Here is a 12,936-nt window from a genome sequence, read left to right on the forward strand (position 1 = left end):
AGAGGACACCGACATGAACAAGCTCAAGAAGTGGCTGGGGAACGCGGTGACCGTGCTGCTGCTGGTCGTTGGCCTGGTGGTTTGGATCAGCCTGCCGTGGATCGGCGTCGCTGCCATCGCGGTGCTGCTGGGGCTGTGGCTGGCGCTCACCCGCAGTGGCCGGCTGGCCCTGGCCGCCACCCGCATCGGCATCGCCAGCCTGCCGCAACGCTGGGGTGCCTCCTCGGTGATCGTGGTCGGCATCGCCGGCGTGGTCGGCGTACTGGTCGCGATGCTGGCGATGGGCGAAGGCTTCCAGGCCACGCTCAACAACACCGGCGATGACACCACCGCGATCGTGCTGCGCGGCGGTTCGCAGGCCGAGACCAACTCGGTCATCACCCGCGAGCAGGTCCCGACGCTGTCCACCCTGCCCGGCATCACCCGCGATGCGCAGGGGCGGCCGCTGCTGTCGCCGGAACTTTCGCAGGTGGTCAACCTGGTGTCCAAGGCCGATGGCACCGACGTCAATGCGCAGTTCCGCGGGGTCGGCCCGCAGGCGTGGGCCGTGCATGACAAGGTCAAGATCGTCGAAGGCCGCCGGTTCGCCGCCGGCCTGCGCGAGATCGTGGTCGGCCAGGGCGCCAGGAGCCAGTTCCGCGACATGGACGTTGGCAAGACGCTCACCCTGGGCAACCAGACCTGGACCGTCGTGGGCGTGTTCGCTACCGGCGATGCGCATGACTCGGAACTGTGGACCGATGCCGACACGCTGGCCACCACCTATCAGCGCAGTGCCTGGCAGTCGATCAGCGTGCGCACCGACGGCAAGGCCGGCTTCGAGCAGTTCAAGGCCGCTGTCGCCGCCGATCCACGCCTGAAGCTGGACGTGGAAACCACCCGCGTCTACTACAGCAAGCAGGGTGGCGGGTTGACCAAGCTGATCGACATCCTCGGCAAGGTGATCGGCACCATCATGGCCGTAGGCGCTGTATTTGGTGCGCTCAACACCATGTATGCCGCCGTGGCGACGCGCGCACGCGAGATCGCCACCATGCGTGCGATCGGCTTCCGTGGCCTGCCGGTGGTGACTGCGGTGATGCTGGAAACCATGCTGCTGGCCCTGCTCGGCGGACTGCTTGGCTGCGCGGTGGCATGGCTGCTGTTCAACGGCTACAGCGTGTCCACCATCGGCAGCAACTTCAGCGCGGTAGTGTTCAAGTTCCATGTATCGCCGGAACTGCTGTGGAGCGGGCTGAAGTGGGCGCTGGGCATCGGCCTGGTGGGTGGGTTGTTCCCGGCACTGCGCGCGGCACGCCTGCCGATCACCACGGCGCTGCGCGAGACCTGAGCATCACGCATTGATTGAATGAACGTTGCGCAGGGGACGGAGCGAAGGCTCCGTCCCTTTTTTTTGCACGTCATCCACGCATGGCGTGGATCTACTGGCCCATCCGCATGGTGTGGACGCCGACGTTGTTGCAGTAGATCCACGCCATGCGTGGATGGATGCGTGTACGCACGCAACAACGATTACAGATTGCGCAAACACCGCCGCTATTGGTGCCTCTGCCCATCGCAAACGCAGCGCGCGTGACGTTGCGCACAGTGCACCTGTGGATTGTTGGTTGCGATTCATTTTCGCGGCGTTACAGCGCGCGCGGACAAACAGTTACCGATGAAAACACTCTAGAATCCGGCCCCCACGTTGGTTTGCAGCACCCCACGCGTCCATAGAACGGACGCATGTTTTTTCTGAAACACGAGATTTCACGGATGTCCCTGAAGACCACCCCGCTGCGCAACGCGATCGTCATCGCGCTGGCCGCCAGCTGCACCACGCCCGCTTTCGCACAGGAAGCCGGCGATACCCCCACCAACCTCGACCGCATCGAGATCACCGGCTCGCGCATCCGCCAGGCCAGTGTCGAGACCGCGCAGCCGGTGGTGGCACTCAACCGCGCCGACATCGAGAAGAAGGGCTACGTCAACGTTGCCGACATCCTGCAGGACGTCACGGCAGCCGGCGCACCGAGCCTGAGCCGTTCGTCCTCGCTGAGCTCCTCGCGCGATTTCGGCGGCATGTATGTCAGCCTGCGCAACCTCGGCCCGGAACGCAGCCTGGTGCTGATCGACGGCCGCCGCATGGGCGTCAGCGCCGGCGGATACTCCGACCTGGCCTCGATTCCGTCGGCGATCGTGGAACGCGTCGAAGTGCTGACCGATGGCGCCTCGGCGCTGTACGGCTCGGACGCCATCGCCGGCGTGGTCAACATCATCACCCGCAAGAACTTCGACGGTGGCGAAGCCAGCGTCTATGTCGGCCAGTACGGTGAAGGCGACGGCCAGAAGCGCTCCTACAGCGCCACCTTCGGCAAGACCTTCGACCGCGGCTGGTTCAGCGTCGGCGCCGAGCGCACCAAGGAAGACGAGATCCTCGGCGATGCGCGCGAGTTCAGCCGCTACCCGGGTGGCCCGCGCCATGCCGACGACGTCGACGCGCTGAGCCCGACCACCCAGTGGGGCACGGTCACCGTCGGTGGCAAGCCGCTGACCGTGGGCCCGGGCGGCGACCCGAGCAGCGCCGGCAACTTCCACACGCCGGATCCGGCTGACGGCGCCAACGCCAAGACCAACATGAGCCTGCTGAGCGGCCTGGAGCGCACCTCGGTGTTCGCCAACGGCGGCTTCTCGATCACCGACAACCTGCGCATCGTCGCCGACGCGCTGTACAGCAAGCGCGAGTCGACCAAGCACCTGGCCGGCTACCCGTACTCGGTCTCGGCTGCGCAGTCGCGCAACGGCACGCGCGCTGCGCTGTCCAAGGACAGCACCTTCAACAAGTGGGGCCAGGACGTGCTGTTCTCGCACCGCACCGAAGAGCTGCCGCGCGGTACCGAGAACACGCTGGAAACCAAGCGTGCCAGCCTCGGCCTGGAAGGCAGCTTCGAAACCGGTTCGCGCTACTGGGACTGGAACGTCAGCTACATGTACAACCGCAACGAAGGTGAGCGCGTTGGCACGGGCAGCATGTACCAGCCGAACGTCAACCTGGCCGTCGGCCCGTCCTTCATGGACGGCGACGTGGCCCGCTGCGGTACGCCGGGTGCGGTGATCGCCGGCTGCGTGCCGTGGAATCCGGCTGCACCGATGGGCTACACCGGCCCTGGCTCGCTGGGCAACCAGGACGTGCAGGACTACCTGTTCACCCGCTTCGTCGACAAGATGCGCAGCACCACCAAGGTCGCCAGCGCCAACATCTCCGGCTCGCTGTTCACCCTGCCGGCCGGCGACATCATGGGCGCGATGGGCTTTGAGCACCGCAGCGAAGAAGCCAGCTACACCCCGGACCTGATGGTGCAGAAGGGCCAGATCGCCGGCACCACCGGCCAGCCGACCCGTGGCGACTACTCGCTCAACGAGGTCTACCTGGAAATGCAGGTGCCGCTGCTGGCCGACATGGCCTTCGCCCGCGAGCTGTCGCTGGACCTGGCCGGTCGCTACACCGACTACAACACCTTCGGTTCGACCACCAACAGCAAGTTCGGCCTGAAGTGGAAGCCGATCGACAGCCTGCTGGTACGCGCCACCTACGGCACCGGCTTCCGTGCACCGACCGTGGACGATCTCTACGGCGGCGCGGTTTCCAGCCGCGATTCGTTCACCGATCCGTGCGACACGAAGTTCGGCATCGCCGCCAGCAGCCCGACCGTGGCAGCACGCTGCCAGGCGCTGAACGTGCCCGCCAACTTCCGTCAGCAGACCGGTTCGGACGGCAACCTTGCCAACCGCCCGGGCCAGCAGGCCACCTCCGATTTCAACTCCGGTTCCAACCCGGAACTGAAGCCGGAAACCGCCAAGACCTGGACCGTCGGCCTGGTCTACAGCCCGGAATTCGTGCAGGGCCTGGACGTCAGCCTGGACTGGTGGAAGATCCGCATCGACAACGCCATCGTGGGCGAGTCGGCTACCGACATCCTCAACCAGTGCTACGTGCAGGGCGTGGATTCGGCATGCGGTCGCTTCACCCGTTCCACCGCTGCGGCCACCCGCGGCCAGGTTTCGGCGCTGGATCGTTCGCTGGTCAACGCCGGCTACCGCGAAACCGCCGGCTATGACATCGGTGTGCGTTACCGCCTGCCGGAAACCGCATACGGCAAGTTCGCCATCAACTGGAACACCACCTACACCGACTACCTGGAGCAGCGCAACGACAGCGCCGCCACCACCCCGGTGGAGCAGCGCGTGGGCTGGGCCGGTGACTTCCGCGTACGTTCGACCTTCAACCTGGATTGGCAGTACGGCAACCTCGGCATCGGCTGGACCGCCCGTTATTACTCGGGCATGAAGGAAGCCTGCTCGTACGACCTGGGCGGTGGCCCGGACTGCAACATGGCCGACTTTGTTTCGCCGTATACCGATGCACAGCCGAGCCGCAAGGTGGGTTCCAACACCTTCCACGACCTGCAGGTGCGTTACAGCCTGCCGTGGGATGGCACCGTGTCGTTGGGCCTGAACAACGTGTTCGACCACCAGGGTCCGATCATGTACAGCCAGCCCAACAGCAGCTTCACCTACTACGGTGGCTTCGACATCGGTCGTTTCATGTACATGAAATACCAGCAGCGCTTCTAAGCCTGCAACCGCGTTCCCGCCCCGGCCAACTCTCTCCTGGCCGTGGATGGAAGCAGAACGGCGCCCCTCGGGGCGCCGTTCTTTTTTGCGGGGTCGGATCCCTTTGCATCGCGAAGGGATCTGACCCCGGAGGCGCTATCGTTTCGCGCCGCGCATCGCCCGTACGTTGTCACCGACGTACAGGACCAGGCCGGCCCAGATCGCCGCAAAACCAATCGCCTTGCCGGTGTCGAACGCTTCGTGGAAGAAGAACACGCCCAGCAGCAGCTGCAGGCTCGGTGCGATGTACTGCAGGATGCCGACCAGCGACAGCGGGATGCGCTTGACCCCGTAGGCGAAGCCGATCAGCGGCACCGCCGTGATCACCCCGCCGAAAATCAGCATCAGGTCGTTGGCCCAGCCCCAGCTACCGAAGAAGCCACCGCCATGGCCGTTTTCCGACCACAGTGCGAAGCCCAGCGCGGGCAGGAACAGGTACAGGCTTTCCACGCCCAGCCCGGCCACCGGATCGACCGACACCAGCTTGCGCAGCAGGCCGTACAGGCCGAACGAGCACGCCAGGCCCAGCGCGATCCACGGCGGCGTGCCCGCATCGATGGTCAGCCAGGCCACGCCCACCGCGGCGATGGCTACCGCCAGCCACTGCACGCGGCGCAGGCGCTCCTTCAGCACCAGCACGCCCAGCAGAACGTTCACCAGCGGGTTGATGAAGTAGCCCAGGCTGGTTTCGATCACATGCCCTGCGTTGATCGCCCAGATGTACAGGCCCCAGTTGAAGGCGATGGTCAGGCTCGATACCGCCAGGATCGGCAGCGCGCGCGGTTGCGCGGCGATCTTCTTCCACCAGCCCAGCCGCGAGGCGATCAGCAGCCAGGCCACCACCAGCACGGTGCTCCAGATGATGCGGTGGGCGATGATCTGGAACGAAGGCACTTCGTTGAGCAGATGCCAGTACACCGGCACCAGCCCCCACAGCACGAAGGTGGAGGCAGTGATCAACAGGCCCCGTCGCTGTTCTTTCTCGTCCATGCTCATCGCTTGCGTGTCCTTGCCATCGTCAGTACCACCACACCGAGAAGTATCACCGCCATGGCCAGGAAGTCGCGCCAACCAAAGCGTTCACCATTCAATGCAGCCCCCAACAGGACAGCAATCACCGGATTGACGTAGGCATAGCTGCCGGCCAGCGCCGGGCGCACGTTCTGCAGCAGCCAGACGTAAGCGGTGAACGCCACGATCGAACCGAACACGCACAGGTAGGCCATCGCCAGCAGGCCACCGCTGTCGGGCAGGGTGGTGGGGCGCTCGCCGACGACCAGGCCGATCAGCACCAGCAGCACGCCACCGCAGATCATCTGCCCGGCCGCCGTCATGAACGGCCCCGGCAGGTCCTGCCCGCGTGCCCACACCGAGCCGAACGCCCAGCCGACCGGCGCGATCAGCAGCAGCACCAGCCCGGTGGGCGATGCGGTCAGGCTGCTGCCGGCGTTGAGCCAGACCACGCCGACGAAGCCAACGGCGATGCCCAGCCATTCGCCCTTGCTGGCATGCTGCCCGCGCAGGGCCGAGAACAGCGCCATCCACAACGGCACCGAGGCCACCGCGGTAGCGGCCAGGCCGGATGACACCTCGCGTTCGGCCAGCACCACCATGCCGTTGCCCAGCACCAGCATGGTCACGCCCATGATGACCAGGTTGCGCCACTGCCGCAGGGTGGGTCTGGGCATCTTCCAGAACAGGCGCAGCGCCAGGTACATCAGGCCGCCGGCGATGATGAACCGGCTGCCGGAGACCATCGTCAGTGGCAGCGCGCCGCCATGCAGGGCCTTGGCGATGCCCAGGTAGGTCGAGCCCCAGACCACGTAGACCAGCAGCAGTGCCAGCACGACAAGGCCGCCCCGTGGGGCAGCCGCAGACGGAACGGGGGGAGCCGACATGACGCACCAGGGAGCTGGGGGAACACGGATTTTAGGACGTTTTGGTTATGGTCCGGCAGCCCATGTAGTGGCACGCTGTCATCCATCCATGCCCCGCCCGCCCCTTCCGGCACCCGGCGTTGACGTGGGTTGCAGTACCAAGGAGGCTGGCCGGCAGCGCACCGCGCGCCTGGCAGCGCAATTTCCCGCATGGACGCACCGCATCGAGGATCCCCACCCGGATGAGCACTACGTCCCAATCCGCTGTCCCCAGCACCGACGGCGCCGCCCTGCGGCGTTCCATCTCCAACACCCTCAAAGGCTCCGCCGGCAACCTGGTGGAGTGGTACGACGTCTACGTGTACTCGGTGTTCGCCGTGTACTTCGAATCGCAGTTCTTCTCGCCTGAAGACAAGAACTCCACCCTGTACGTGTGGGCGATCTTCGCCGCGACCTTCCTGATGCGCCCGATCGGCGCATGGTTCTTCGGTCGCTTCGCCGACCGTCATGGCCGTCGCCTTGCATTGACCGTGTCGGTCACGCTGATGGCCTTCTGCTCGTTCATCATCGCCATCACCCCCACCGCTGCCAGCATCGGCATCTGGGCGGCGATCATCCTGCTGTTCGCGCGCCTGCTGCAGGGCTTCGCCACCGGTGGCGAGTACGGTGCCAGCGCCACCTACATGTCCGAGGCCGCCATTCCGGGCCGCCGCGGCTTCCTGTCCTCGTTCCACTACGTCACCCTGGTGGGCGGCCATGTGCTGGCCCAGCTGACCCTGTTCGTGATGCTGACGTTCTGGGCCAAGCCGGAAATCTCCGAGTGGGGCTGGCGCATCGCCTTCGGCATCGGTGGCATCGCCGCCGTGGTCGTGTTCTGGCTGCGCCGTGGCATGGACGAGTCGCTGTCGGAATCCTCCATCGAAGCCGCGCGCGAGGGCAAAGACAAGAAGTCCGGCTCGATGTACGAACTGTTCGTGCACCAGTGGCGTCCGCTGCTGCTGTGCTTCCTGATCACCGCCGGTGGCACCATCGCCTTCTACACCTACTCGGTGAACGGCCCGAAGATGATCCAGAGCGCCTTCGCCGGCAACGACCCGATGACCGGCACCCTGATCAACCTGGGCGTGCTGGCCTTCCTGATGGTGTTGCAGCCGGTCGGCGGCTGGCTGTCGGACATCATCGGCCGCAAGAGCCTGCTGGTGTTCTTCGGCGTGGGCGGCGTGCTGTACAGCTGGTACCTGATCACCCAGCTGCCGCACCAGCATGATGCCACCCTCGCCTTCCTCACCCTGGCACTGGGCTTTGTCATCCTCACCGGCTACACCTCCATCAACGCCGTGGTGAAGGCAGAGCTGTTCCCCACCCACATCCGTGCGCTGGGTGTGGGCTTCGGCTATGCATTGGCCAACTCGCTGTTCGGCGGCACCGCGCCGCTGCTGTACCAGGGCGCATTGAAGACCGGCCACGTGGACTGGTTCGCCATCTACGTCACCGCGACGATCGCGGTATCGTTGGTGGTCTATGTGTTCTTCCTCACCAACAAGGGCCCCAACTGGCTCGACGGCACGCGCAAGTAAACGCGCCGTAGTGATCGCGGCCACCGGTGCAATGCCGGTGGCTGCCGCGTGGCTGGAGATGCGGTAGTGCCGGCCGCTGGCCGGCAACTGCACATCCTTTCGGAAGGTTCATGAGGTTGCCGGCCAGCGGCCGGCACTACCATGCGTAAGGTTGCCGGCCAGCGGCCGGCATTGCCGTGCGTTTACCGGCGGGCGGCTTCGCTCTTCTCGCGGGCGCCGTGGAATTCCGATTCCTTCTCCCACTGCGGCCAGCGACGGCTGTTGGCCAGTTCGGCGCCCAGGTCATAGACCAGCAGGGTGTCGGCCGCGTGGCCCGCCGGATCCCAGCTCGGCGTCCATGCATCGCAGGCCTGGTGGTAGCAGTCGGCGAAGTACTTCTCGCGCAGCGCGCGACCGGCCTCGACGCCGCCCTCAAGCTTGTCCAGGCCCGGGCCGATGGTGATCGCCGGCACGCCCAGGCGGGCAAAGGCAAAGTGGTCGGCACGGTAGAAGAAGCCGGCTTCAAGGTTCGGATCCGGGCTGTAGCCGCGGCCACGGGCCTTGGCCACGCGTTCCAGGTCGCCTTCCAGCGACACCCGTCCCTTGCCCCACGAGGCGATGTCACGGGTGGCACCATCCGGGCTGAACATCTCGATGTTCAGCACCGCAGCGGTCTTGTCCAGCGGCGCCAGCGGGTGCGCGGCGTAGTAGCTGGCGCCCAGCAGGCCCTTCTCTTCGGCGGTCAGGGCGACGAAGTACAGGGTGCGCTGCGGCTGCGGGCCGGCGGCGAACACCCGGCCCAGTTCCAGCACGGTGGCCACGCCGGTGGCGTTGTCGATCGCACCACGGCGGATGCGGTCGCCCTTGGCGTCGGCCTGGCCGATGCCGAAGGCATCCCAGTGCGCCGAGAAGATCACCGCCTCATCGGCGTGCTCGCCGCCGGGCAGCTTGGCCACCACGTTGCGGGTCACCACCTGCTCGCGCTTGAGCGCGAAATCGACGCTCAGCTTCGCGTTGTCCAGCGCAACCGGGCGGAAGTCCGCACTCATCGCCTTGCGCTTCTCTGCATCGAAATCCAGGCCGGCGTCGGCAAAGATCTGTTCGGCCAGCTCACGCTGCATCCAGCCACGCAGCGGCGTGTGCTGGGCCATCGCCTCGGCCTGGCCGCGCTCGATGTCGAACAGCGGCGAGGTGCCCGAACTCTTCACCGTGGCCCAGCCATACGCGGCCGGTGCGGTCTCGTGCACGATCAGCACGCCTTCGGCACCCCGGCGCGCGGCTTCCTCGAACTTGTAGGTCCAGCGGCCGTAGTAGGTCACCGCCTTGCCATCGAACGCACCTGGCGCGTCGGCTTCAAAATCGGCATCGTTGATCAACATCACGGCGATCTTGCCGTGCAGGTCCACGTCCTTGTAGTCGTTCCAGTGGCGCTCGGGCGCATCGATGCCATAGCCGACGAACACCAGCGGTGCATCCTTGATCTGCACGCGCGTGCGCGGCTGCAGGCTCTGCAGGGTCACGTCCACGCCATTGGCCAGCGCGCGCTTGCCGCCCTTCAGGGCAAGACTGGCCTTGGCCTGGCCGTCCAGCTGCGCGCGCACCAGCGGTACCGGCTGTACCCAGCTGCCGTCCACGCCACCCGGCTGCAGGCCGTAGCTGCGGAACTGCTCGATCAGGTACTGCACGGTGCGTTCTTCACCTTCGGTGGCCGGTGCGCGGCCTTCGAATTCGTCCGATGCCAGCACGCGCACATGACGCGACAGCGCCTGCGGATCGATGCCGCCGCCGGGCAGGTCATTGGCCGCATGGGCCAGGCCACCGACGAACAGGCAGGACGACAGCAGCAACACGCGCATCGGGTTCACGGCAACACCACGGCTAGCTTGAAAGTCACCAGAGTGTAACGTGGTCGTGACATCGCGGCGCGGCCCGGGACCGTGTCATCCACGCATGGCGTGGATCTACCAGGGCCGCAGTGGATCTCCGCCGCCAGGGCGTGCGCAGGTCAGCGCGATACACGGTCCAGCCAGCAGGCCAGGCCCTGCGCGTTGAGTTCGATATCCATCGCCAGTACTTCGCTCACTGCAGCCTGGTCCAGCGCGCAGCCATGCTGCTGTGCACGCTCCAGGTACAGCGCCTGCAACGCGGCCAACAGGCAGCGATGACGATCGGGGCGACCGTCGCACTGGCGGCCGATTGCCGCCATCGCATCGATCTGTTCGAACAGATCCTCGGCCAGCTTTTCGACCTGTTCGACACGACCGTAATGGGTCAGGTACATCGCCTGCGGTGCGTAACCGAGCATGCGCTGGATCGACGCCTTCATCGCGTCCGGGTCGAACTGCACCGGCGATGAGGTGGGGAAGATGAAAGCGCCCTGCGCGCTGTCCAGCTCGCGGTAGGAGATACCGAAGGTATCGCCGGTGAACCAGCTGCGGCTGCGCGCATCCCACACGCAGTAGTGGTGCAGCGCGTGCCCCGGGGTATGCAGCAGCACCAGCTCGCGACCGGCCAGGTCGATGCGCTGGCCGTCGTCAGCCACCACCACGCGCTGCTCGGGAATCGCTTCGATGCGGCCATAACTGCGGGCGATTTCCTCAGCGCCATAAACGGCCGTGGCACCGGCGATCAACCGCGTGGGATCGATCATGTGCGGCGCGCCGCGCGGATGCAGCACCGCGCGCGCATTGGGCAACTGCTGCATCAGCAGGCCAGCGCCACCGGCATGATCCAGATGCACGTGGGTCAGCAGCAGCCAGTCCACCGCCTCCACGCCCAGCCCGTTGTCGGCCAGGGCCTGCAGCATCGCCGGTACCGACAGGCCGGTACCGCAGTCGACGAACGCGGCGCGACCGTTTTCGATGATCAGGTAGGCGGCATCGAAATCAGGCCGTTGGAAACCGGTATCGATGGTGTGGATGCTGGGATCGGCGGTCATCGACGCGCACCTGGCAGGATCGGGAACAGACACCCATGGTAGGCGCGCCGGCATGGCGTGATCGATGCGGCTTTGGTCGGATGGTGCCGCCGGCCGCTGGCCGGCAACCCCGGGTTAGCCAGTTGAATGCAGTTGCCGGCCAGCGGCCGGCACTACCGATCAGCTGCAGCGCAAAGCGAACCGCGGCCGCAGCAGCAGCGCCAGTACCAGCACCGCCAGGAACGCGCCATAGGCATACAGCACCGCCAGCACCTGCGGCCAGATCGGCCCGGCGCCCGGCTGTACCAGACCGATGTGGTGGCCCCACAGCATCGCCACGATGCTCAGGGCCAGCGCCAATGCCAGCGCAGCGCCATCGAACAGGCGTCGCCGCGCGGTACGCGGCTGGCGCGGAAACAGCCAGTACAGGCTGCCCAGCAGAATGAACCAGGGCAGGAACAGCAGCAGCGACAACCAGGCCATTGCAGACTCCATGTCATCGCGCCTGAGGCGCGCGGACATCATGCCATGGGTGCAATGCCGTGGTAGTGCCGGCCGCTGGCCGGCATTCCGCCCTCAACAGCGCCGACCAAGGTCGGCATCTACCGATCAGTCGGCGCGCAGCACAGCCAGCGCCGCCAGCACCGCATCCACCTCGGCTTCCAGCTTGAAAAGGTCACTCTGCAGCTGGTCACCCTGCTCGGCCTGCTTCAGCACGGCGATCAGCTGGCCGGCATCGCGCGGCGAGTCGAAGCCTTCGCTCTGGATCAGCAGCGTGCCGTCACCGGCGGTGAGCTTGAAGTAGAAACGGCCGTCCTTCTCGCGGTACTGCTTGAACAGCGGCGGAGCGGCGCGGGCTTCACCGGCATCTTCGCTGGCGATGTCGCCGGCATCGGACAGATCACGCAGGCCCACCGCATGGCGCAGTTCTTCCAGCAGCGGTGCTGCCAGCTGCTCGCGCAACTGCTGGCCACGGCGCTTGAGCAGTGCTTCGATCTTCTCCGGCTCGGCCATCAGCGAGTTGTAGCGCTCGCGCAGCGGCGACAGTTCGCTGTCGATGCGCTCGAACAGCTGCTGCTTGGCATCGCCCCAGCTGATGCCATCGGCGAAGGCCTTGGCGAAGGCTGCGGTCTGCTCCGGGGTGGCGAACGCCTGGTACATCTGGAACAGCGCCGAACCTTCGGTGTCCTTCGGCTCGCCAGGGGCACGCGAGTCGGTCAGGATCGAGAACACCAGCTTCTTCAGCTCCTCGCGCGGCACGAACAGCGGAATGGTGTTGTGGTAGCTCTTGCTCATCTTGCGGCCATCCAGGCCCGCCAGGGTTGCCACCTGCTCGTCGATCACCACGTCCGGCAGCGGGAAATACTCCTTGCCGTACACATGGTTGAAGCGCTGGGCGAAGTCGCGCGCCATCTCGATGTGCTGGATCTGGTCACGGCCCACCGGTACCTGGTTGGCCTTGAAGATCAGGATGTCGGCCGCCATCAGCACCGGGTACATGAACAGGCCGGCGCTGACACCTGCGTCCTCGTCCTGGCCTTCCTCCCGGTTCTTGTCCACCGCCGCCTTGTAGGCATGGGCGCGGTTGAGGATGCCCTTGCTGGCGATGGCGGTCAGGAACCACATCAGCTCGGTGGTCTCGCGGATGTCACTCTGGCGATAGAACCACACGTGTTCCGGGTCCAGGCCACAGGCCAGCCAGCTGGCAGCGATCTCCAGGGTCGCGCGCTGGGTGCGCTGCGGGTCCTGCGACTTGATCAGGCTGTGCAGATCGGCCAGGAAGAAGAAGCTCTCGATGTCCGGCGCGCGGCTGGCCGCAATGGCCGGGCGGATGGCGCCAACGTAGTTGCCCAGGTGGGGCGTGCCGGAGGGGGTGATGCCGGTAAGGACTCGGGTCGTCATGACTGCGTGCGGAAACCTTCTATGAACGCGG

At 66.0% G+C, this 12,936-nt stretch carries 9 protein-coding genes; 3 read left to right on the forward strand and 6 right to left on the reverse strand.

All coding sequences use genetic code 11. From position 1 onward, the window contains the following. The first annotated feature begins 13 nt into the window (after positions 1 to 13). Together M2299_RS05570 and M2299_RS05575 are read left to right on the forward strand one after the other, a co-directional pair. The gene (locus tag M2299_RS05570) at positions 14 to 1,330 is read left to right on the forward strand and encodes an ABC transporter permease (RefSeq protein WP_025878344.1); all 1,317 of its coding nucleotides are present in this window, start codon (positions 14 to 16) and stop codon (positions 1,328 to 1,330) included. Positions 1,331 to 1,755: 425 nt separating this feature from the next. Then, positions 1,756 to 4,614 (forward strand): TonB-dependent receptor, encoded by a 2,859-nt coding sequence (locus tag M2299_RS05575; protein WP_180831779.1) that lies wholly within the window; start codon positions 1,756 to 1,758, stop codon positions 4,612 to 4,614. Positions 4,615 to 4,749: 135 nt separating this feature from the next. On the opposite strand, the gene rarD is transcribed toward M2299_RS05575, so the two are convergent. Together rarD and yedA are read right to left on the reverse strand one after the other, a co-directional pair. Then, positions 4,750 to 5,649: an EamA family transporter RarD gene (rarD, locus tag M2299_RS05580; protein WP_280884023.1), complete on the reverse strand. Its 900-nt coding sequence runs from the start codon at positions 5,647 to 5,649 to the stop codon at positions 4,750 to 4,752. Continuing rightward, the gene (gene yedA, locus M2299_RS05585) at positions 5,646 to 6,551 is read right to left on the reverse strand and encodes a drug/metabolite exporter YedA (RefSeq protein WP_025878341.1); all 906 of its coding nucleotides are present in this window, start codon (positions 6,549 to 6,551) and stop codon (positions 5,646 to 5,648) included. Before yedA ends, rarD begins: the two co-directional genes overlap by 4 nt. A gap of 221 nt (positions 6,552 to 6,772) precedes the next feature. Between yedA and M2299_RS05590 the strand changes: the two genes are divergently transcribed. Continuing rightward, complete coding sequence (locus M2299_RS05590; RefSeq protein ID WP_032978271.1) at positions 6,773 to 8,107, forward strand: MFS transporter; 1,335 nt, start codon at positions 6,773 to 6,775, stop codon at positions 8,105 to 8,107. A 182-nt stretch (positions 8,108 to 8,289) separates the two neighbouring features. On the opposite strand, the gene M2299_RS05595 is transcribed toward M2299_RS05590, so the two are convergent. The 4 genes from M2299_RS05595 to M2299_RS05610 form a co-directional block, all read right to left on the reverse strand. After that, the gene (locus M2299_RS05595; protein WP_100437110.1) at positions 8,290 to 9,942 is read right to left on the reverse strand and encodes a M28 family metallopeptidase; all 1,653 of its coding nucleotides are present in this window, start codon (positions 9,940 to 9,942) and stop codon (positions 8,290 to 8,292) included. Positions 9,943 to 10,091: 149 nt separating this feature from the next. Then, positions 10,092 to 11,024 carry an MBL fold metallo-hydrolase gene (locus M2299_RS05600; protein WP_105163280.1) on the reverse strand — a complete coding sequence of 311 codons (933 nt, stop codon included), beginning with the start codon at positions 11,022 to 11,024 and terminating at the stop codon, positions 10,092 to 10,094. Between the two features lie 159 nt (positions 11,025 to 11,183). Further along, on the reverse strand, positions 11,184 to 11,486 hold the full coding sequence (locus tag M2299_RS05605; RefSeq protein WP_099786217.1) for a hypothetical protein: 303 nt from the start codon (positions 11,484 to 11,486) through the stop codon (positions 11,184 to 11,186). Positions 11,487 to 11,612: 126 nt separating this feature from the next. After that, on the reverse strand, positions 11,613 to 12,905 hold the full coding sequence (locus M2299_RS05610; protein ID WP_280884024.1) for a tryptophan--tRNA ligase: 1,293 nt from the start codon (positions 12,903 to 12,905) through the stop codon (positions 11,613 to 11,615). Positions 12,906 to 12,936 lie beyond the last annotated feature (31 nt).

This window comes from Stenotrophomonas sp. 1278 (assembly GCF_029892765.1).
In the GTDB taxonomy this organism is placed as follows: Bacteria; Pseudomonadota; Gammaproteobacteria; order Xanthomonadales; family Xanthomonadaceae; genus Stenotrophomonas; species Stenotrophomonas indicatrix.